The 19,472-nt window shown below is 48.9% G+C and carries 19 protein-coding genes and 3 pseudogenes; 13 read left to right on the top strand and 9 right to left on the bottom strand.

Translation table 11 applies throughout. The annotated features are described in order from the left end of the window. Window positions 1-103: 103 nt before the first annotated feature. The 5 genes from PT300_10495 (at window position 104) to PT300_10475 (ending at window position 6,481) form a co-directional block, all read left to right on the top strand. On the top strand, window positions 104-1,258 hold the full coding sequence (locus PT300_10495; protein MDF7680983.1) for a hypothetical protein: 1,155 nt from the start codon (window positions 104-106) through the stop codon (window positions 1,256-1,258). Then, window positions 1,245-4,646: an ImcF-related family protein gene (locus tag PT300_10490; protein MDF7680982.1), complete on the top strand. Its 3,402-nt coding sequence runs from the start codon at window positions 1,245-1,247 to the stop codon at window positions 4,644-4,646. The genes PT300_10495 and PT300_10490 overlap by 14 nt, the downstream gene beginning before the upstream one ends. A gap of 275 nt (window positions 4,647-4,921) precedes the next feature. Continuing rightward, on the top strand, window positions 4,922-5,443 hold the full coding sequence (locus tag PT300_10485) for a DUF805 domain-containing protein (GenBank protein ID MDF7680981.1): 522 nt from the start codon (window positions 4,922-4,924) through the stop codon (window positions 5,441-5,443). A gap of 505 nt (window positions 5,444-5,948) precedes the next feature. Next, window positions 5,949-6,206, top strand: coding sequence for a type II toxin-antitoxin system RelB/DinJ family antitoxin (locus PT300_10480; protein MDF7680980.1), 258 nt, complete (start codon window positions 5,949-5,951; stop codon window positions 6,204-6,206). Continuing rightward, window positions 6,206-6,481: a type II toxin-antitoxin system YafQ family toxin gene (locus PT300_10475; protein ID MDF7680979.1), complete on the top strand. Its 276-nt coding sequence runs from the start codon at window positions 6,206-6,208 to the stop codon at window positions 6,479-6,481. The genes PT300_10480 and PT300_10475 overlap by 1 nt, the downstream gene beginning before the upstream one ends. Before the next feature lie 282 nt (window positions 6,482-6,763). Here PT300_10475 and PT300_10470 read toward each other — a convergent pair whose 3' ends face one another. Continuing rightward, entirely contained in the window at window positions 6,764-6,988 is a 225-nt protein-coding gene (locus PT300_10470) for a hypothetical protein (protein ID MDF7680978.1), read from the bottom strand. Between the two features lie 17 nt (window positions 6,989-7,005). Here PT300_10470 and PT300_10465 point away from each other — a divergent pair. Continuing rightward, window positions 7,006-7,155 (top strand): annotated as a pseudogene (locus PT300_10465) (transposase). Between the two features lie 166 nt (window positions 7,156-7,321). On the opposite strand, the gene PT300_10460 reads toward PT300_10465, so the two are convergent. Then, window positions 7,322-8,163 (bottom strand): IS5 family transposase gene (locus PT300_10460; GenBank protein ID MDF7680977.1). Its coding sequence is split into 2 segments (ribosomal slippage): window positions 7,322-7,842 and window positions 7,842-8,163, totalling 843 coding nucleotides; the frame shifts between segments, so codons are not numbered across the junction. A 66-nt stretch (window positions 8,164-8,229) separates the two neighbouring features. Here PT300_10460 and PT300_10455 point away from each other — a divergent pair. The 4 genes and pseudogenes from PT300_10455 (at window position 8,230) to PT300_10440 (ending at window position 10,477) form a co-directional block, all read left to right on the top strand. Next, window positions 8,230-9,002 (top strand): annotated as a pseudogene (locus PT300_10455) (IS5 family transposase). 335 nt (window positions 9,003-9,337) lie between these two features. Continuing rightward, complete coding sequence (locus PT300_10450; protein MDF7680976.1) at window positions 9,338-9,586, top strand: hypothetical protein; 249 nt, start codon at window positions 9,338-9,340, stop codon at window positions 9,584-9,586. Window positions 9,587-9,783: 197 nt separating this feature from the next. After that, a pseudogene (locus tag PT300_10445) lies at window positions 9,784-9,983 on the top strand (hypothetical protein). 170 nt (window positions 9,984-10,153) lie between these two features. Beyond that, window positions 10,154-10,477: a PEP-utilizing enzyme gene (locus PT300_10440; protein ID MDF7680975.1), complete on the top strand. Its 324-nt coding sequence runs from the start codon at window positions 10,154-10,156 to the stop codon at window positions 10,475-10,477. A 105-nt stretch (window positions 10,478-10,582) separates the two neighbouring features. Here PT300_10440 and PT300_10435 read toward each other — a convergent pair whose 3' ends face one another. Continuing rightward, window positions 10,583-11,461, bottom strand: a complete 879-nt coding sequence (locus PT300_10435) for a LysR substrate-binding domain-containing protein (protein MDF7680974.1) — start codon at window positions 11,459-11,461, stop codon at window positions 10,583-10,585. A gap of 148 nt (window positions 11,462-11,609) precedes the next feature. Here PT300_10435 and PT300_10430 point away from each other — a divergent pair, with 148 nt between their 5' ends. Continuing rightward, window positions 11,610-12,101 carry a DUF4865 family protein gene (locus tag PT300_10430; protein ID MDF7680973.1) on the top strand — a complete coding sequence of 164 codons (492 nt, stop codon included), beginning with the start codon at window positions 11,610-11,612 and terminating at the stop codon, window positions 12,099-12,101. A 77-nt stretch (window positions 12,102-12,178) separates the two neighbouring features. Here PT300_10430 and PT300_10425 read toward each other — a convergent pair whose 3' ends face one another. Both PT300_10425 and PT300_10420 read right to left on the bottom strand, forming a co-directional pair. After that, on the bottom strand, window positions 12,179-13,234 hold the full coding sequence (locus PT300_10425; GenBank protein MDF7680972.1) for an NAD(P)-dependent alcohol dehydrogenase: 1,056 nt from the start codon (window positions 13,232-13,234) through the stop codon (window positions 12,179-12,181). Next, complete coding sequence (locus PT300_10420; protein MDF7680971.1) at window positions 13,225-13,476, bottom strand: hypothetical protein; 252 nt, start codon at window positions 13,474-13,476, stop codon at window positions 13,225-13,227. Before PT300_10420 ends, PT300_10425 begins: the two co-directional genes overlap by 10 nt. Before the next feature lie 143 nt (window positions 13,477-13,619). Here PT300_10420 and PT300_10415 point away from each other — a divergent pair, with 143 nt between their 5' ends. Both PT300_10415 and PT300_10410 read left to right on the top strand, forming a co-directional pair. Then, on the top strand, window positions 13,620-13,964 hold the full coding sequence (locus PT300_10415) for a nuclear transport factor 2 family protein (protein MDF7680970.1): 345 nt from the start codon (window positions 13,620-13,622) through the stop codon (window positions 13,962-13,964). A gap of 518 nt (window positions 13,965-14,482) precedes the next feature. Further along, a complete protein-coding gene (locus tag PT300_10410; protein MDF7680969.1) occupies window positions 14,483-14,716 on the top strand; it encodes a Flp family type IVb pilin in 234 nt (77 codons plus the stop codon). Window positions 14,717-14,953: 237 nt separating this feature from the next. Here the strand turns inward: PT300_10410 and PT300_10405 are convergent, their stop codons facing one another. From PT300_10405 to PT300_10390, 4 genes are all read right to left on the bottom strand, one after another. Then, window positions 14,954-15,373 (bottom strand): hypothetical protein, encoded by a 420-nt coding sequence (locus PT300_10405; protein MDF7680968.1) that lies wholly within the window; start codon window positions 15,371-15,373, stop codon window positions 14,954-14,956. Between the two features lie 81 nt (window positions 15,374-15,454). Then, on the bottom strand, window positions 15,455-17,608 hold the full coding sequence (locus PT300_10400) for a P-loop NTPase fold protein (GenBank protein MDF7680967.1): 2,154 nt from the start codon (window positions 17,606-17,608) through the stop codon (window positions 15,455-15,457). Between the two features lie 164 nt (window positions 17,609-17,772). Further along, window positions 17,773-18,510 carry a carbonic anhydrase family protein gene (locus PT300_10395; GenBank protein MDF7680966.1) on the bottom strand — a complete coding sequence of 246 codons (738 nt, stop codon included), beginning with the start codon at window positions 18,508-18,510 and terminating at the stop codon, window positions 17,773-17,775. Between the two features lie 146 nt (window positions 18,511-18,656). Continuing rightward, window positions 18,657-19,445 (bottom strand): YdcF family protein, encoded by a 789-nt coding sequence (locus tag PT300_10390; protein MDF7680965.1) that lies wholly within the window; start codon window positions 19,443-19,445, stop codon window positions 18,657-18,659. Window positions 19,446-19,472: the final 27 nt, after the last annotated feature.

Raw genomic sequence — 19,472 nt, 5'->3', positions numbered from 1 at the left:
GGAATTGGCCTGATATTAATTCTCTTACGGTAAGACCGTGGAAGTGAATAATGCGGTTTATCAGGTTATCTCACATATACCAAAGTACACGACAGGATAAATCATGGTCTGGAAGCGTCAAAAATCATCAGTTACTCCGCTGCCGGAAGAGCCATCACTGCTGTTATGGCTTGTTGCTGGCTTTGCCGCACTGGTTGCGGGCGGTTTTATCTTTATCTTTCATGCCAATCAGTTACTGGGATCATGGCAACATCACAATATCTGGTTGTTATCAGCAGCACTCCCCGGTTTGTGGTTTGTTGCTATCTGTTTGCGCGGCTGGCGGTATAACAACAGGGTTGATAAGCATCAGTTTGAACTGAAAGAGGCCGATTATACCCAGCAGCAGTGGACGGCGTGGGGCGGACGTTATCTGGCCGTGCTGCACAGTGAAGTGATCCTGCCAGACTCCTTCACCGCTACCAGGCTGATCCCCGGTGATGCCAGTTTACCGATGTGCAGCGGACTGGTAAGACGGCTCCCCGCAGACAACGAGAAAACGTGGCTGTTAAAACAACTGGAGAGTGCCGAAGCTTCTCTGTTACAGCTGCCACCGGATATCACCCTGAATGTGTTTCTGCTGACGGATGCCGCGCAAGAAGCATCCCACTTGCAGGCCACTTTCAGAGAGTGCTGGCGTCAGGTCATGCCAGCAGAACGCCCGGCACCGGTTGCTGAAATTGTTCACTCATACTCTTTTGCGGCGGTTGAGCAGCGCATTAAAACAGCGGTCATCACCGCTGAACTGATTCTGGTGCAACAAATGAACGGGGGCGAACACTACAGCGATGCGGTGGCTACCTTATTGCTGACCACAGATGATGTCGCCAGCCGCTATGAGCTTAGTCATCCTGTGCGTCTGCTGCGCCCGATGGCGCTGGAAGAGGGCGATCTGAGTGATCAACTGGATCGCTATTTTTCCATTCAGCGCCAGGCCATTAATACGCAATACATTATCGCTGATACGGCGCAGTGGGGGCGCGCTTTCGCCGCACTCTATGGGGTCAGAGAACAATATCAGGCGCACCAGGAGACAACACAGCTTCATACGCTGGAGCGATATAGCGGGCTTTGTGGTCCCTTTTCTCCGTGGATAGTGACCGCGATGATCAGCGATGTCATCAAAATCCATCAGGCAGATTGTCTGATGTTATCGGAAAGTGAAGGGCAGCGTTTTATTAATACCATGACAACAGGGATTAACCATGAACACAGTTGAGAATTCAGTATGGCGTGGTGGCTTGTGGCGCACGGCCCTGTCTGCGGCGATAGTTGCGGGCGTCGGCTGGCTTATCTGGCAGTATGGTGATCGGCTGGGGCTGAATACGCCGGGTCTGAAGTGGCTGGGGATAGCCTGTGCGATAATGATTATTCTGTTACTCCGTTATGGTGGTAGCGTACAGCTGCTTATCCAGCAGAGCTGGCATCGCATACAGGCGAAACAGAAGAATGAAAATCCTGACGATGAAGCGCGCGTGGCAAAAATACCGCCTCGCCACATTACCGTTGGCGAAATCCGCGCTACCATGCGTCAGCTCTACCACTGGCGCTGGGGCAGCAAGGTGCGCATTCTGCTGATCATCGGGCAGGTCGCGGATGTTGAACAACTGACCCCAGGTCTCACTCGTCAGTTATGGCAAGAGGATGGAGGGACGCTGCTGTTATGGGGCGGCGACCCGGATATGCCCGCTGACCAGGCATGGCTGAAGGCGCTGCGCCAACTGCGCCACCGTCCGGCAGACGGGATCGTGTGGGTGACAGCCGCCTTTGATCAGCTTCCCAGTCTTGAACCGGCTCCCCCATCGCCGCCACCTTCTGCCGACAGGATGGACACGCTGGCGCAGGCGATTAATCAACGAATGGTGTTACTGGGCTGGCGTCTGCCGCTGTATGTCTGGTCGCAGCATCCCAGCGCCGGTTTGCCGCAGGGAAGGGTGGTGCAGGCGATTGGTTGCCTGTTGCCTGCCGGATGCCAGGAAGAAACGCTGATACAGCAGCTCGCCGCCCTTAGTGAAGAACTGATTGAACGTGGCGTACAGCAGATATGTGGCGATGTGAAACACCACTTTCTGCTGATGCTGGCTGACCAGTTATGCAGCAGTCCGCAGAGTATCAGCACGCCGCTGTCAATATTGCTCACTCCCTGCCGGGCACTACCACTGGCAGGGGTGATATTCAGCCAGCCCTCCGAAGGAACGGCTCGTCAGATCCCCCATCACTGGGGTATGGATCGGCGCTGGGAAATAATTCCGGATTCAGTACATATGCTGCCGGTGGCACTGCGTCCGCGTCAGCCAGGATTGCGTTGGCGTACAGCACTGGCACCGGCCTGTGCCACCCTGATGGTCGGCTGGGCGGTATGGATGGGATGTTCTTATTTCAGCAACCGCAACCAGATTATCGACAGTGGCACTGCCGTAGCCAGGGCGACACAGGTTAATCAGCCGCTGGCGGCGCGCTTACAGGCGCTGATGGAACTCCAGAAAACAGTCGCACAGTTACAGTACCGTGCAGAACACGGGGTGCCGTGGTATCAGCGCGCCGGGCTGAGTCACAATGATCGGCTGCTGGCCGCACTGTGGCCACAGTATCAGGCCAGCGCACAACCGCTGTTACGGGATGCGGCGCTGACCCATTTGCAGGTACAACTGAGAGCCTTTACCTCCCTGCCACCGGACAGCCCGTTACGGGATAAGCAGGCGAAAAACGCTTATGACCAACTGAAACTGTATCTGATGCTGACCCGTCCGGCACATATGAATGCTCCATGGTTCAGCAAAACCCTGCTGGCGGACTGGCCAGTGCGCGACGGCGTGAAGAATGGCGTGTGGCAGGGGGTAGCGACCTCGCTGCTGGCGTTTTATGGCGCGCAACTGGCCGCCCATCCTGGCTGGCAGGGGGCAGCAGATGAGGCGCTGATCAGCCAGACCCGGGCGCTGCTGGTGCGTCTGATAGGGATGCGCAACAGTGAAACAGGGCTGTATCAGAAGATGCTGGTGCGGGTGGCGAACCTGTACAGTGACCTGCGTCTGGAGGACATGACCGGCGATACCGATGCCAGGCGGCTGTTCAGCACCGATGAAGTGGTGCCAGGGATGTTTACCCGTCAGGCGTGGGAGCAGGCGGTTCAGCCCGCGATTGCCGAGGTGGTGAAAAACCGGCGCGATGAGCTGGACTGGGTGCTGACAGACAGCCAGCACCCACTTACCACCCAGGAGGATATCTCCCCCCAGGCGCTGCAACAGCGGCTGACCGAGCGCTATTTTGCTGACTTTGGTAATGCCTGGCTGGGATTTCTCAACAGCCTGCGCTGGCACCGGGCAGCTACCTTATCTGACGCTGTGGAGCAGTTAACCCTGATGGCCGATGTGCGCCAGTCGCCGCTGGTGGCGTTGATGAACACGGTCAGTGTGCAGGGACGCACCGGACAGCGTGGTGAAGCGATAGCGGATTCGCTGGTGAAGTCGGCGCAAAATCTGCTGCATAAACACCCGCAGCCGGTTATTGAGCAGAATGACGACGTACACGGGCCGCTGGACGCCACCTTTGGCCCGCTGCTGGCGCTGCTCGACCGCACCCGCACTGCCAGTGACGCGCAGAGTTTTCAGTCCTATCTGACCCGGGTGACCCAGGTGCGGCTGCGGCTCCAGCAGGTGACCAGTGCCGCCGATCCACAAGCGATGACCCGCACCCTGGCGCGTACGGTGTTTGAGGGCAAATCGGTAGACCTCACAGACACCCGGGACTACGGCAGTCTGCTGGCAGCGGGACTGGGGCAGGAGTGGGGCGGATTTGGCCGCACGGTATTTGTCGAACCGATGGAGCAGGCCTGGCAGCAGGTATTGGGCCCGGCGGCGGAGAGTCTCAATGTCCAGTGGCAGCAGGCGGTGGTTAGCGAATGGAATGCTGCTTTCGGCGGCCGTTATCCGTTTGCCGACAGTGCCAGCGACACCTCGCTGCCACTGCTGGCGCGTTATATCAGTAGCGACACCGGGCATATCAGCCGGTTTTTACAGACCCGGCTGAATGGTCTGTTGCACCGGGAGGGCAACCACTGGGTGCCGGACAGTATTAATGCTCAGGGACTGGAATTTAACCCGGCGTTTCTCAGCGCCATCAACACTCTGAGCCAGATAGCAGAAGAGGCTTTCATCGCAGGCAATGCCGGGATGAGTTTCGAACTGCGTCCGGGCACCGCTGAAGGGGTGATGCAGACGGATATGGTTATCGACAGCCAGAAGCTGCGTTACATGAACCAGATGCCGGAGTGGAAACGCTTCAACTGGCCGGGTGACAGCGAGGCTCCAGGAGCGGAATTAAGCTGGATAAGCACGAAAGCGGGAACCCGGCAGTATGCGGATATGCCAGGAAGCTGGGGCTGGATACGGCTGCTGGATCAGGCGCAGGTGAGCGCTTATCCCGGCGTGGAAAGCAGCTACCGCCTGAGCTGGCAGGCACCGGATGGAAGGTCGCTGAACTACATCCTGCGTACGGAAGCGGGTTCGGGGCCGCTGGCACTGCTGAAACTGCGTCACTTCCGGCTACCGGAGAAGATATTCAGTGGCACTACGCCGGTTGATGATATGATAGTCAGCGTCAATGAGTGATCTGACTCGTTACCAGTCAGAAATAGATTTTGTTCTGCATCAGAACGGTTATCGTTAATATTTTAACATAACAACCAGATTCGTTTCTTTGTAACCCACTATACTGGAGGATCGAATATTGATATTGAAAAACTGGCAACGAATATACTTATGAAACCTGTAACTCTGTCCGGGGATATTATATTGTTTCCGTTTTATCTGTTTACTATAGCTCATTAATAATACCTGTATATCATGACAGGAATTGTCCATCTATTTTTTATTCCGGAGGATATATGTCAGAGAGTTTTTGGCATTGTTACTGGCAGGGCTGGCGAAAGACCTTTGTTTACCGGGGGTGTGCTTCCCGGCAGGCGTTCTGGTCATTTATTATCATCAATATACTCATTATTCTCCTTCTTGCATCAGGTAGTTATCTGTGGCTGACCTCGCTCGCTGAACAGGGTGACGGCGGCATGGTGCTGGTGTGGGTTTATTATGTTTACTTACCGTTGCATGGACTGGCTCCGATGATTTTATTTCTGCCAATCCTTTCGCTGGGTATCCGGCGAATGCATGATATCGGTTATTCTGGCTGGTGGTTTGGCGGAATTGTATTAATCAATGTGCTGGTTATTCCAGTGGTTATGACGGGCTGTTTTTATCTGCTCCGTTCAATAACTGACGGGCAAACCGGGTATGAGATCATGTATAAAATCAGCAATATACTAAATATATTCTTCGCTGTGCCGCTTGTCTGGTTGTGCTGTAAACCCAGTAAATTAAAAGATAGCAAAACCCTCAGAAGCGTTGATTAAGAAGTTGAGCAGGGAAGAAAACCCTTGATCCGGCCAACGGTAAGCCATTGAACTAAAGCCAGGTGCGGAAATACCACACCTGGCTGACGACACCGGACAAAACAGACAAGATGTACCAGTTCACCATAGCATGCCCAACCAGAGCCTTCAGTGTCAGGATAGTTGTCACTCCCTCTGAAAAATCAGTCTAAGGGCATGGAGTGACAACTATCCTGATACTGAGAGCAGTGTAATTTGTTAAAAATTATTTTTATTTTTATTTCATTTTCGTATCAGGCAAAAACCCTTCTGGCTTGCTGAGGCATAAAAAATAACGCTTTTTTGTATATCAAAAACGGGCATGAGATGCAATTTTGATCGTTTGATGATTGAGTGGAGGTGGGGTAAAATTGATCAGGCGGTGAGCTGTTATGATTTTATAAAATCTTGACACGTGACCACAATGTATCCACATTCGATAACATGCAACCGTTGTCTACTTTTAATCGCTTCTGGAGTTATACAAATGAATGCAGATGCACTGGTAAAAGCCCGTATCCCTAAGGATACAAAGGAAAGAGCTGTCGCTGCACTTAATAAAATCGGTCTCAGCACATCAGACGTTATCCGGTTAGTCATGATACGCATCGCTGATGAGGGGCGATTACCTTTCGAGATAAATACACCAAACGCCATTACCCGTAAAGCTATTGAGGAGCTGGAAACAGGGCACGGTAAACGATTCGAATCTACTGAGGCTATGTTTAATGACCTGGAGATCTGATGCTAACACCGGTATATGCGAGTGCTTTCAAACGAGATGTAAAACGACTTAAAAAACGCGGTAAGGATATGGACAAGCTAAAGACGTTAATAACGTTACTTGTCGAAGAAAAGGAAATACCTCAGGAGTATGAAGATCACCTGCTACAAGGTGAGTGGCGGGGCTTCCGTGATGCCCATATAGAAGGCGACTGGATACTTATTTATAAAGTAGACGCTGAAGATCTCAAATTATCACGTACCGGAACGCATCAGGACATTTTCAGTAACTACTAATAATTGTACCTGACGGTGAATTTATGATATTCCTGCGGACATACTGGCCGCAGAAACCAGTGCTAACCAGAAGCTGGAAAGCACCACAACCGGAAATTCGGTAATGGATAACGCTGGGTTTAGCTGCATACTGAATCCAGCGTTTGTTAAAGATATTGACGCGATAGTTTTACTGTTATAATTTTAGTGCGCATAATGTACGACTCGTTATGTTGAAAATGCCGCTGCGAAAATCGAATCCCGCAGCGGCCTCTTTAGCATAACGTCATTGTGCGAACCAATTTATATAGAAACGAAAAACTCCTCTTCATTCCTTTTTTTATAATTATCATCCCATATGAGTTTTATTCGGTATTTTGTTTTACTTCCAAAACTTATCCCCGCTAAAATTTCAATTCCATGTTGCGGGTGTAATACCTCATATGGGAATTTATCTTCTACATCGTGCAGGCTTTGTTGAATAAATCGAACTTTCAGGTGACTGGCGGATCTGATAGCTACAGTCATTTCAATATCTGGTCACTATGGCAAAGCAAAAGTTTAAAATAACCAACTGGAATGCCTACAATAACGCACTCAGACAACGTGGCTCACTGACGATCTGGCTTGATGAGGCTGCCATTGCTGCATGGACTGACAGTGCAAAGCCTGAGGGGCGAGGCCGGCCACTTCACTAGGGTGTGTCCCGTAACTGTTTTTTGTACAATACAGCATCATTGTGAGGGTGAAAAATCGCCACAAAAAGTGCATTTATCAGCCAAAATTGCCTTTTTAGAGATAATTTTTGCTTTCAATTCTGACCTTCAAATAGGTTAAGGGACACAGCCTAGGCTGTGTCCCTTAACCTAACAACCGCCTTAAAAACAACCTGATTGCCCCCAGTTTTAGCATGCTCAGATAGTTTCTGGCTGTTTTTTCTGAGCGCGTGGCTATTCGACGGTTTTCTTTCAGTATTGCAAAGCAGCGTTCCACCACATTGCGCTTTTTATATAACTGACGATCCAGTGTTCGACGACCATCACGACTTGCTTTTTCGTTTGATTTGAAAGGAATAACTGCCTTTATTCCCTTCGTTTTTAAATAAATACGAAGATTACCGCCTGAGTATCCTTTATCCACCAGCACAGCTTTGGGGCGCGACTTCAGACAACCACTTTTTCGAATAACACCGATTTGTCTGAGTAAGGGTTTTGCGTACTGACTTTCGTGAGCCTGCCCACCGCTCAGGCAGAAACTTAAGGGTAATCCTGTACCATCTGTTGCCAGATGGATTTTGGTGCCAAAGCCGCCGCGTGAGCGACCCAGCCCATGGTCATCTGAGTCATCGGGATATTTTTTTGCACCCGCAGCCGCTTTCAGGCCCTGATGTTACTTCCGTCAAGTGCGATGACATCCCAGTCAATCAACGATTTTTCATCAAGTATCTGAAGTAATTTATTGAAAATACTGTTCATTACGCCACTTTTTGACCACCGGTTAAAACGGTTATATATCGTTTTCCAGCAGCCGTAACGTTCAGGTAAATCCCGCCATGGGGCACCGGAACAAAGGATCCAGAATATGCCATTCATGACGTGTCTGTGAGAAAAATAAGGGCGTCCCCCTCTGGAAGAGGCTTTTTCAGGTGGTAGCATGGGAGAAATCAGTGCCCACGCCTCATCCGGGAAATCGTAGCGAGCCATATCTAAAGGACTTTCTATAGTGAGACAGATACCAGATGGTACAAAAAATAGTTACGGGACACACCCTACACCGATATGGCAATTACCACGGTACTGATGATGAAACGCGTGTTCAACCTGTCGCTCCGGGCTTTACAGGGCTTCGTTGACTCGATTTTTAAGCTGATGGCTCTGCCGCTGCGCTGCCCGGACTACTCTCTGCTCAGCAAGCGGGACAGCACCGTTAACATCAGCATAAAAACGCCAGCCCGTGGCAAGATCTCACACCTCGTCATTGACAGTACGGGCCTGAAAGTCGCTGGTGAAGGTGAATGGAAAGTCCGGCAGCACGGGACTGACAAGCGCAGAGTGTGGCGCAAGCTTCATCTGGCCGCAGACAGTGCGACGCACGAGATAATCTGTGCTGACTTATCGCTCAGCGGAACGACGGATGCGCAGGCACTGGAGGGTTTGATAAACCAGACCCACAGGAAAACCAGGGAAGCTTCGGCAGACGGTGCTTACGACACGCATTACTGCCACGATGCCTTGTTGAGGAAAAAATCAGGCCACTGATCCCGCCACGAAGTGGCGCGCAATACTGGTCCGGGAAGTATCATGAACGTAACCATGCGGTGGCCAATCAGCCTCTGAGCGGCAGTAATGATGTCTGGAAAAAGAAAGTGGGCTATCACCGGCGTTCACTGGCAGAAACAGCGATGTACCGCGTCAAAACGTTGCTGGGTGGTCATCTGAGCCTGCGAGACTATGATGCGCAGGCGGGTGAAGCGATGGCGATGATCAAAGCGCTGAATCGAATGACGTCGTTGGGTATGCCGCATAGTGTCCGGATCGCATAACGGATGTATCCGAGGGAACCATAGACTCCATCGACTGCCTCTGATTTATTCAACAAAGCCCATAGTGGCCAGATATTGAAATGACTGTAGCTATCAGATCCGCCAGTCACCTGAAAGTTCGATTTATTCAACAAAGCCCAAGACTGATATTATGGTGATGCTTCAGGTCAGAAAGGTTGACCGGAGCAGGGCGACGCCCCGCAGCGCCGCGAGGGGCGGTGAACTGTTCCGGGACAACCTGAACTGATCGTATGGATTTTTATTATGGCGTTAACTTTTATGGGGTATGAACAGTACGACATCTTCTAGGTATTCAGTTACTTAGAGGATTTATTATGTCTGTAAAAAATAAGGCGCGTGACCGACTTCCCGGTGGTCGCCTTAAGTCTTATCGTCGTGTGGGTTCACATTTTGCCAGTTGTGCCAGATGGTTTGATAAATCGCCGTCCTGGTATCGCAATATGATGATGACCAGGCCTGAGCGCTGTGAAGTCAGAAGGCTTCTCAATCAGGTAATGCGTGGTCATGATGCTGACGGCATTGCTTTTCCGGTCAGTCATCGTCCGTTTGTTTATTGGTGGTGAATTTCGTACGCAGGAAATTTTACGCATAAACACCAGACAAAAAATCGTTAACTGTCTGTTTTGAAAGATAACGCCGGTCAGTGACAAAACTTGTTTTGTTGCTGTCCGGGGTTGGCCAAGCCGTACAGTTTCCATTTTCAGCGTTATGGCTGATTCGGCGCGGCAGCATTCATCGGGGGTTATTCATGAAAAAATTCATGACACATCAGGAGCTGAAAGTGATACTTCTCAAAGATCCAGCATTCCGGGCTGCTTATGAAGCTGAGAGGCAGAACCCGCAATCCGGTTACCAGATTGTCCGACATCATGGTGATGGCACTGAAGAAGTGGTGTTTGATTCTCGTGTATCAGGTACAGATTTACCAACTGCAACTGGATGAACAGGCCTGATTGGTGAGGTCAGGCCGTTCACTTACTGCTGACAGACATTTGATTCTGATTCGTTTGGAGAAACGGATGATTTTGAATCATTGTCGATAGTAGCCAGTTGACGGCAAGTGTCAACGATTCCCGCCAGATTCTGCCATCCTTGCCATTGGTGCGTATAATGTATATTATGTTAAATTAGTGCTGACAAAAGATGATGACCACCTCCCAATTGATGGCTTACTGGAAGGCTGGAAAGATCCGGTCATCCATGCTCCTGATCTTCCCCTTTTCCCTCAGGGGGCGATTCTCGTTGCCCGCACCACCAACCCGGCGTGGACGGCGCTGTTTTATCGCGCCAGCGGCGTTATCACTGAAAGTGGTAGGCCCCTTTCGCATGGTGCAGTGACCGCCAGGGAACTCGGCCTTCCTGCCGTCATGGGGATTCGTCGGGTAATGAGCAGGTTAAAAAATGGCCAGTGCGTTCGGGTTGATGGACAAAAAGGAACGATTGAGTTGCTTTAAAACGGCATTGCATGGGCCAGGTTGCGAACGCGCCTGGCCATCCGCCGATTTTGCTGGATGCACGATGCTGCAAAAAAAGGTGTCTGGACATGCACAAAAAAGCGCTTATTTTACACCTGATAACGCCTCTTCTATCAGTTGTCCCAGTCTTGCTTGAGCACTTTCATTCGTTGTGTTTCCCTGCGCAAGCATAATCCCAAGCTTCCCCGTAGAAGGCAGAATACTCCCCACCACGCGTAGGTTGTCGGGCATCCCGACACGCGTGCGCAGAGTGATGCCAAGCCCGGCCTGCACCGCCGCCCAGATACCGCTCAGACTCTGACTGACAAACATCACCCGCCAGGCAATGCCAGCCCGATTCAGGGAAGCGATGGCGCGTGACCTCATCAGACATGGGTTTTCAAACATCACCAGCGGCACCGGTTCCCCCTGCGTTAGCAGCCTGCTGATATCCAAATCCGGATGCTGTATCCACGCCAGCTGACACTGAGTGATAAGTTTCCCCTCGCGTGGATTGTTTTCCTGCTGCCACAGCAGTGCCATATCGAGCGTGTTGTCACCGAGCGCCGTGAGCAGCGCCTGATTGCGATCCACCCGGGCGATGATACCCAGTCCCGGATGCTGGCGCTTAAATTTGCCCAGAATACCGGGCATCAGCGACGCGCCAAAGTCCTCCTGCATGCCGAAGCGGATTTCTCCCTGTAACAGCTCGTCCTTCAGTGTCCGCAGCGCCTCATCATTCAGAGCCAGCAGACGATGGGCATAGCCCATCAGTATTTCGCCGTTTCGGGTCAGCGTCAGGTGTCGCCCTTTTTTCTCTACCAGTTCGGTCTCGCATTGTCGTTCCAGCTTTTTAAGCTGAGCACTCAATGCCGAGGTTGAGCGGCACAGGCGGGTCGCTGCATGTGTAAAGCTGCCAGATTCAATACCAGTCACAAAACCGCGAAGGGCATCAAGGTCGAGCGTCAGGGGAAGTTTGTTCATTATCATCCTGTAATACGGGATTGTTGATCGTAAATAATTTGATTTTCAGGATGAAACTATCGTAGCAGAATCATTTAACGGTTAATACGAAGACAGCAGCGCTCCGGAGCTGACTGAACATCACATTGGAGGAGATACTGTGATTGTCATGCAATACCGCTATACCCTACCCGCTGATTACGACATGGCGGTGATTGATACACGCATTCAGGAAAATGGTGCGAAGCTGGATGGTTTTCCGGGGCTGTTTTTTAAGACGTATCTCGTCTCCCGTAGTGATGATGCTTATTGCGCTGAGAATCGCTATGCACCGCTTTATCTCTGGAAAAATGCTAAAGCGATGGCAAATTTTTTACAGAGTCCCGGTTTTAAAAAGCTGACCCAGGATTTCGGATGGCCACAGATTGATACCTGGCTGGCGCTACGTCTGCCCGATATTGATGAAGTACGCAACGCAGCCTGGTTGTCGATGAGAAGGCGACCCATTGTCGCGCATAGTGTTCTTTCGGCCTTGCCACAGGAAGGACAACTTTGCGCGTGGGACGTAAGCCGCTGGCAGTTACTACAGGTGGATTTCGGCAGTGAGCCAGGCGCAGGACAAGAGAATTATCGTATTAAGTACGTGGCGAGTGGCGTGTAGTTAGCGCCTGGCCCATCAGGCGCTTAGTACCAACCGGGGTATCATAAAAAGGCGGTATATTCTACCGCCTTTTTTGATCACGCCTTCAGCGAAGCCATATCAATTACGAATCGATATTTAACATCGCTCTTCAGCATCCGCTGCCAGGCTGCGTTAATGTCCTGAATATTTATCAATTCAATATCAGACGTTATTTGATGCTCTGCACAGAAATCGATCATCTCCTGGGTCTCCGCAATCCCACCAATGACCGATCCGGCCACCGATTTTCGCCCTAAAATCAACGGCGCACTGTTCAACATCGGATTCAAATCCCCCAGATACCCCACAAGCACCAGTGTTCCGTTTAGCGCCAGCGTCGGAATATAGGGATTCAGGTCATGAACATAAGGCACCGTATCGATAATCAAATCAAACTGGTTATGCACGCTCTGCATCTGTTTTTCATCGGTTGAAATAACAATATGCGTGGCTCCCAGGCGGCGAGCATCGGCCTCTTTATTCGGCGAACGACTGAATAAAGTGACTTCCGCCCCCAGTGCCTTAGCGAATTTAATCGCCATATGCCCCAGGCCCCCTAACCCAACGACCGCCACTTTACTGCCTGGGCCAACATTCCAGTGGCGAAGCGGTGACCAGGTGGTGATACCCGCGCACAGCAAGGGTGCAGCGCCTTTCAGGTCCAGCGTATCAGGTACTTTGATGCCGAATTTTTCGGTGACCACAATCTTGTCCGAATAGCCGCCATAAGTTGGCATATGATCGTGTCTATCAACATCGTTATAGGTTAAGGTATTGCCCTCTTCACAGTACTGCTCCAGCCCTTGTTCACAGGGTTTACAATGCTGGCAGGAATCCACCATGCAGCCTACACCGGCATAGTCGCCTACGCGGAATTTGGTCACCGCCTTGCCAACCTGGGTGACACGACCAATGATTTCATGACCCGGCACCATTGGATATTTTGCGCCGCCCCAGTCATTAAATGCATTGTGGATATCTGAGTGACAAACACCACTGTATAAAATCTCGATAACTATATCGTTATCGCGTGGATCGCGACGGATAAAGCTGTGTGGCACTAAATCCTCTTTCGCGGCAAAAGCGGCATAACCTTTCACATTTAAAGCCATCTTTGAAACTCCGAATGAGAAGTGAAGCGACATGACGACCATACGGCAAGCATCATGTTGCGGAAAGAATAAATCCCGGCGCTGATAGAGTTAATTCGCCGACTGTCGTCGTGTTTACGAGAGGGATTATTTTCAGCATGCCGGCCATTTTCTGTTTTGATATCAGCCAGAAGAATATGTTTCCCGACGCTGACCCGTCGTGCGATAGCACCACTACCAATAGCAACAATAACATCTTTCATTTTTTTTATCTCTCTTTCATGATGCTAATGTCAAAAAACGAATCTTATTCATGATGAATTAAACCCTGGATTTTCCGGACTCAGCGCCTGATGCGTCCGGCGCTGAAGTAGACTTCCGACCATCACTCAGAAAGGAGAAGCAAATGCCGAGTGTTAAGCAAACAGTCATTGTAGCATTACAGACACTCATCACCGAGCCACTGCATGACGAGCATCAAATCGCAGCGTTTTTTGCGCCTGATTATCAACAGATCGTGGATGGTAAACAACTGGACTACTATGGCTTTATCGCCCATATGAAGGCCATCAAATCGCATACCAAACGGATGAGTATTTCTATTAAACGTGTCGTATCCGAAAATAATACGGTGTTCACGCATCACTATGTGAATGTGGAAAACCATCAAGGTGAGCAGAGCAGAGCGAGTTTGAAGTTTTCGCCTGCTTTACTTTGTCATCTGAAAAAATTATCCGCTGTGAAGAACTGACAAGAATGATTAACGGGCTACCCGGAGACAGCGATCTGGGGAGCAGAAGTTAACTTTTTGTTCAGTCTGTGATGTTCTGAATGGAGGCACTAAAGGTGACACTTGCGGGCACATTTGCCGCCAGCGTAGAAAGCAAGGCGCTGTCTTTTTGCCGTATACCATTAATCCATCATAAGCAATCCTGTTGCTGATAGTGAATATCGGATTATCACACTGGTGATGAACGCGCAGTGAACATCCGGCACAGACCATTCCTCTCTGCTCCCTCCGGAACGTGCCTGATATATTTTTATATAGCTGACATATTATAAAATTTTGTATTAAATTAACAATCTTTTATCACTTTAAAAATCTCCAAAATGGAAAGAGTCTCTTCGATAAAAAGGATATTGCTTTTATGTTAAATTCTGAAGTAAAATGCCACACAATAAATATAATATAAAAATATATCAGGCATATGTAGCCTGAAACTGAAGTATACGCATTTAACGCTGTTACTTTTTTGGTAAGGAGAAATAATGTTAACTAATGTTTATAATAAGTATCTGAAAGTTTGCACTAACCTTTCAATAAAGATTGATTTATTTAAAAAGAGTGAGCACGCTGTTACAACGATTGAATATGCAATCGTTGTTGCTGGTATCGCCTCTGTTGTTGCGTTTACCTTTGCTACAGATTCAGTTGTATACGATTTTTTTGATGATATCTATTATCCCATTTGGGATAAGATTGTTGATACCTTCTTCTCTTAATCAAAGATAAATTATCTATTATATTCAATGAATTAAGTGTGCAACAGTTGAGCTTCAAATTACATATTCATCTCGTGCCTGCACTGCTATTTTGATGTGTGGGCGATGGAGTGCCGTTACCAGTATACTATTCCAGAAGTATCTCCTCGCCATCAAACAGATGGCCGATTTCTCTTATCTTAAGCCAAAAATGATATCCCCTGGCTATCAGATAGCCGTATGATTGACCGATCAGGTTTAGTTCTGCCAGTTAATTATCTCGTTAAGACCGGACAGTAACGCCGGAAAGTAACTCTGGTCAAGGTAAAATATATCGGTGACGATAACGCTATCGGCATGATCCTCTGGCCGCAAGACTAAATTAACTTCGACATGTTCAGGATGTACTTTGCGCAAAGAAATACAGACCCTTCTTTCCATACTATCAAAGTTCGCCGGAGATGATTGACTGGATGAAATCATACTTTGATATATATTGGCAATGCCATTTTTTAATTCTGAAAGCTCCCAGCTTGTGAATGCTGTGTTAAACGCTGTTTTCAATTCTGGTAAAAAAAATTCAATCCAGACATGTATCCAGTCATCATAATCGAGATCACACTCTCTTTCGTAAGGTGTTAGTTGAAATTTTAGTACCCCCACTTCTATATCAATCATAATCACCCCTGAAATGTGTAATATCGTCCAGATTCTTTCTTTATCGTATATTCTTACCCCTATGATGATGCAGAATACCGTTTATACGTAATGTTTCCGTGTCTTATTATACTGGTCGATAGCGGATCGAATCGCTTTGATTTCGTCAGGGAAATGGCCATCCAGCTCAATGAGATCCAGCCTGTCCAGAAGCCTCTCCTCGCCATCAAACAGATGACCGATCTCTCTTATATTAAGGCACCAACGATATCCACTGGCTATCGTGTTCATCGGTGCACGGAGCCGTAGTAAGAATGCCAGGAAGTCTTTGTCACTTTCTGTATGCAGCTTTATCCAGTTCAGTAATGATTCCCGATCAGCAATATCCTGCCAGGCGCGGATTAATGCTCTCAAATCCCACTCGGCAGGAACAGGTGTACCCGCATGCATAAGGCGCTCGCAAAAATGCTGGCGAATGCTATTCAACTCATCATTACTGAGCATGTGCACCAGTCTCGATTCCGGACGATGGTTAAACTGAATGTTATGCCAGATCAGATAACGGATATAAAAAGCGATCCAGACGCAGGAGCGTCCAGCCTTTATGAGCAACAGCAGTATTTCCATCGCCCTTGTGCGATCATCCGCCAGGATTTTCTCCACCAGCCGATCAACCACACCGTTGACATCAAGATCATACCAGGCAACATAATGGCTTTTCTGTCGATAACGGGTGGTGATTTCATCGCCATGATTGAAAAAGAACATCAACATACCTTCACATTCCGCAAAGGTATGTTTATTTATCGTCGCTGGCGTTAACTGGCTCAGAATATGTTCAAACCAGGTATGTGAAGGGAGATTATGATTATTAATGGTACTCAGTAACGATTCTGCCAGCGCTGGTGCGGACTGTTTATCGGCAGCCGAATGGAACAGTTTGTTAATATAATCTGCCGGCAGAAGCTGTTGTGGCGCTGAGAAAGTGAAATAATAACGCCAGTAAGCAGTGCTGCCGAGACGACGATATTTTGTCATCAATGCTTTCACTTCATCCGTTATCGGATCGAACAGCATTAAATTATCGATTTTCTTGCCGGAGATACCGGGTATCCATAGACACAGCGCCGTTGCAGCCCTGGCCTCGGAAGCATGGAAACTGGACAGACACAGGCTCAGAGTATGAGTCCATTCGCTTTGCTCTTCTTCATGAAGATGGTCTTCCCCGGACACTATCATGGCGCGGGTGATCAGGTATTTTTCTATCCAGCTATACAGTGCCGGATTGAGCGTCTGGATTAACTGCAGAAAGAACAGATCCGGAAAATAGACATAATCACGAATACCTTCATATCGGAAGGTCAAATCATTGAGCACCATCTGTACTTCACGGAACACTTTTATCTCAGAGCCATAAGTTCCAACCACTCTCACCAGATCTTTTTTGATCTCTTCGTCAGGTTCGTTGCCATGGACGTCAGTAAACAACCGAATGACCCCGGCCAGTAACGTCTGACGTAAACGGGCGGATTCCGGGCGTGGCAGCGTGAAGGTAATCGGCACTATTCTGTGCAGATACTGTTCTCCATCGCTGATGGCAAACCCGGTTTCAATCGCCTGAACCAGTACAGCTTTGTCATAACACAGGATGTAGTGAAAACGAGGAAAACTGGCGACGGCGCTAATGATACGCATGACTTCGACGACCTGTTCCGGTTCCAGTCGGTCCAGATCGTCCAGCAGGATAATGAAATTCAGATCCAGTGCATCCATTTTTGCTGCCACTTCGCCGTATAGCTGTACGGTGGTTTTTGTTCGCGGCGCCTCAGATGTTCTTGCTGTCAATGGTGCTCTCGATGCTGGATGATGTGCCGTTGCCTGGATATATTCCATCATGACGCTGGTTGTTTTGCTGACATTTTTTTCGCGGTTTTGACTGACAGGCTTTTGAGGAAAAGAAGGACGCCCTTCTGCGCTGGAAATGATTCCGTCAACCGGCTGTAGCAACGATGCTACCAGACTGGTATCATTGCCATTGAGCCAGGGAGAAACACGTAATACAAAGGTTTTATCGCTTTTCTGTTTGATCAGAGCGAAATGTAGCAGATTGAGAAAATGGGTTTTACCCGTCCCCCATGCACCTTCGATACCTGTTACGGTACTTTCTTCACGTTTTGTTTTCAGAATAGATTGTGCAAGGTGGTTAGCAATATGGTGAAAGCCATAGCTGTCATTTTCTACATCAATGGTAGACATATTCTGGTTCATTGATTTATTTCGATTATATATTTAAAGGACAAAAATAATACTAAAACATAAGTCAGAATGAAAACAGAAATAATAATTGATATCATCACCATAGCGATAGCGCATTATTTACGATATCGCTATGGCATACTAATTATTAATGCGCAACTGATTTATTTAGCAATAATACGCCCATTTAATGGTTGTACCGGACGATTATTACTGTGTTTCAGTACACTCTGGAAGCGGGCAAGTTGTTCCGCCGATAATGTGACATTATCAGACATCACCAGCCAGCGAATACCTTCCGTGCAAGGTGGTGTAGTCAATGAGCCACTAAAACGATAGTAATCGAGTTTTTCCGGGAACAGGGTTCTCAGGTCAAGTTTCTTTTGTAAAGAGACCTCTTTATTCATTTGATCCGGAATCGCGTCCAGTATTGGATTCAGTGCACTATTTTCTTTACCCACTTCAAACATAACCGCTACAACGGCCACCGCGCCATCTTCCGCTGCATGAACGAAGTGTGCTTCCAGCGGATAAGATTTGCCATTAATATGGTTTTCACTGGGCGTATGGAAATGATACTGCATCAGCTGGAAAGTCTCGCCATCAAGTGTGAATTGATCTTCACTTTTGGCGCTGACCTGAATGGTATGACCATTGTTAACGACCGTTTCACTGGTATTTTTAAATACCAGATCGAGCGGTGGAAGTTGTGCCTGCAATACGTTATTAATATCGATGGGCGACTGAAATTTGCCATTATGGCAGGTGGCAAAATCAGTGCTAAGCTTTCCCCAGTTTTCCGGTGCGCCCTTACCTTCATAATCCCAGTGAGGTTGTGCAGGAGCTGCCTGAGTTAATGCCGGAATAACCATCAGTAGAGAAGCTAATAACGCTCGTTTCATAATAATTCCTGTGTTTCTGAAATAAAAAATAAACGATAGCAGGGGTATCATCCTCCTTATTATGGCAAATAGCTATTGAAATAATATATTATCAATTATGTTCACCCTGGCGCGTAGTACCCGGCTTTATTGTTACGTATTTGTTATTATCGCTGCACAATGTTTTTTAACAGCGGGTCTGTTATCAGCTGTTCGCCTGCCGCCATAATATCGGCGGGAATATCGACATGGGTAATAAAGTCTTTCCCGCGAGGGCCATAACCCTGCGGGTTATCCTGTAAGCGCGGTAGTTCACCCAGCAGTAAAGACAGATAGCGTTCCACCGGCCACAAACCGCCTGGGTTATCAACAAAAGTCAGTCCACTATCGGTATTAGCTAATTGTGGTGTGTAGCCAGGCAGACTGTACCAGCGTGGCGCAAAGGTTGCGTCTTGCCAGGCGCGGGCAAAGGTTGCCATCGTTCGCCGCTGCAGCGTCGGATCCTGGAGCACGACGCCACAACGCGGGATATCGCCCAGCGATGCCAGTTTTTCGCGCGTGAATCGCGCATTCTCGCCACAGTTCGTTGAGCGATCCTCAATCACAATTTTTTCTGCCGGTATCTGCCAGAACTGGCGGGCAATATCAGCGAGAATATGCGCTTCCGGGCGCATGGCGACCGCGAGCTGATGATAACGCGGATCATGGCGTACCGCATCATAGAGAAAGGGCGTTGAATGGCCAATACCGCCACTGATCAGCAGCGGCACAGCGCGCTCAGCCGCCAGTTGACAGGCGGCGTCAATCGTCGGGATCACCGCATTTCCTGCGAGGACGACAATATCTATCGGCGGTCGCGTGGCCTGGTCGCTAAAATCATCTTCGGCCAGCCACTGAGCTAACCGGTTAGCCGCATTGAGGCTGGCAATAGACAGCGCGGGAAAAGTGTTCTTCATCATTGTTTATCCTTAATTAGATGATGG

Source organism: Enterobacteriaceae bacterium ESL0689, assembly GCA_029433525.1.
Taxonomy (GTDB): Bacteria; Pseudomonadota; Gammaproteobacteria; order Enterobacterales; family Enterobacteriaceae; genus JAQTIF01.
This window is presented reverse-complemented; position numbering and strand designations above follow the sequence as displayed.

Coding starts and splice junctions, on each gene's coding strand:
- PT300_10495 (MDF7680983.1), top strand. CDS start 104: ATGGTCTGGAAGCGTCAAAAATCATCAGTTACTCCGCTGCCGGAAGAG.
- PT300_10420 (MDF7680971.1), bottom strand. CDS start 13,476: ATGAAAGATGTTATTGTTGCTATTGGTAGTGGTGCTATCGCACGACGG.
- PT300_10400 (MDF7680967.1), bottom strand. CDS start 17,608: ATGTCTACCATTGATGTAGAAAATGACAGCTATGGCTTTCACCATATT.
- PT300_10470 (MDF7680978.1), bottom strand. CDS start 6,988: ATGACTGTAGCTATCAGATCCGCCAGTCACCTGAAAGTTCGATTTATT.
- PT300_10490 (MDF7680982.1), top strand. CDS start 1,245: ATGAACACAGTTGAGAATTCAGTATGGCGTGGTGGCTTGTGGCGCACG.
- PT300_10450 (MDF7680976.1), top strand. CDS start 9,338: ATGTCTGTAAAAAATAAGGCGCGTGACCGACTTCCCGGTGGTCGCCTT.
- PT300_10390 (MDF7680965.1), bottom strand. CDS start 19,445: ATGAAGAACACTTTTCCCGCGCTGTCTATTGCCAGCCTCAATGCGGCT.
- PT300_10430 (MDF7680973.1), top strand. CDS start 11,610: ATGCAATACCGCTATACCCTACCCGCTGATTACGACATGGCGGTGATT.
- PT300_10475 (MDF7680979.1), top strand. CDS start 6,206: ATGCTAACACCGGTATATGCGAGTGCTTTCAAACGAGATGTAAAACGA.
- PT300_10415 (MDF7680970.1), top strand. CDS start 13,620: ATGCCGAGTGTTAAGCAAACAGTCATTGTAGCATTACAGACACTCATC.
- PT300_10485 (MDF7680981.1), top strand. CDS start 4,922: ATGTCAGAGAGTTTTTGGCATTGTTACTGGCAGGGCTGGCGAAAGACC.
- PT300_10480 (MDF7680980.1), top strand. CDS start 5,949: ATGAATGCAGATGCACTGGTAAAAGCCCGTATCCCTAAGGATACAAAG.
- PT300_10435 (MDF7680974.1), bottom strand. CDS start 11,461: ATGAACAAACTTCCCCTGACGCTCGACCTTGATGCCCTTCGCGGTTTT.
- PT300_10410 (MDF7680969.1), top strand. CDS start 14,483: ATGTTAACTAATGTTTATAATAAGTATCTGAAAGTTTGCACTAACCTT.
- PT300_10395 (MDF7680966.1), bottom strand. CDS start 18,510: ATGAAACGAGCGTTATTAGCTTCTCTACTGATGGTTATTCCGGCATTA.
- PT300_10405 (MDF7680968.1), bottom strand. CDS start 15,373: ATGATTGATATAGAAGTGGGGGTACTAAAATTTCAACTAACACCTTAC.
- PT300_10425 (MDF7680972.1), bottom strand. CDS start 13,234: ATGGCTTTAAATGTGAAAGGTTATGCCGCTTTTGCCGCGAAAGAGGAT.